The organism is Streptococcus sp. HMSC074B11 (genome assembly GCF_001808705.1).
Lineage (GTDB): Bacteria > Bacillota > Bacilli > Lactobacillales > Streptococcaceae > Streptococcus.
In genome coordinates, this window is the sequence record NZ_KV794282.1 from 1 (window position 1) to 791 (window position 791).

1 tRNA gene and 1 rRNA gene are annotated in these 791 nt (G+C 46.9%); both read right to left on the bottom strand.

Annotated elements, in window-relative coordinates:
• Positions 1–522: ribosomal RNA gene (locus HMPREF2619_RS07200) — 23S ribosomal RNA — on the bottom strand; the annotation flags it as partial.
• 126 nt (positions 523–648) lie between these two features.
• Positions 649–721 (bottom strand) — tRNA-Ala (locus HMPREF2619_RS07205).
• Between the last annotated feature and the right edge of the window lie 70 nt (positions 722–791).

Below are 791 nucleotides of genomic sequence, written 5' to 3' on the forward strand. Positions count from 1 at the left end.
CCCGGGGTGCTTTTCACCTTTCCCTCACGGTACTGGTTCACTATCGGTCACTAGGGAGTATTTAGGGTTGGGAGATGGTCCTCCCAGATTCCGACGGGATTTCACGTGTCCCGCCGTACTCAGGATACTGCTAGGTACAAAGACTATTTTAAATACGAGGCTATCACTCTCTTTGGCTGATCTTCCCAAATCATTCTTCTATAGTCTTTGAGTCCACATTGCAGTCCTACAACCCCGAAGAGTAAACTCTTCGGTTTGCCCTTCTGCCGTTTCGCTCGCCGCTACTAAGGCAATCGCTTTTGCTTTCTCTTCCTGCAGCTACTTAGATGTTTCAGTTCACTGCGTCTTCCTCCTCATATCCTTAACAGATATGGGTAACAGGTAGTACCTGTTGGGTTCCCCCATTCGGAAATCCCTGGATCATCGCTTACTTACAGCTACCCAAGGCATATCGTCGTTTGTCACGTCCTTCTTCGGCTCCTAGTGCCAAGGCATCCACCGTGCGCCCTTATTAACTTAACCTTATTTTTTTGACCTTTCAGTCATAAACTCTTTATTAATACTACAGCGTTTTCGGTTTATTTTCTTGTTACTATTTGATATAGATATTCAATTTTCAATGTGCATTACTTGGTGATCTCTCACCAATGGAGCCTAGCGGGATCGAACCGCTGACCTCCTGCGTGCAAAGCAGGCGCTCTCCCAGCTGAGCTAAGGCCCCACAAGACCTCTCAAGACTAAACAAGACCAATGTGCATTCCTTATCCTTAGAAAGGAGGTGATCCAGCCGC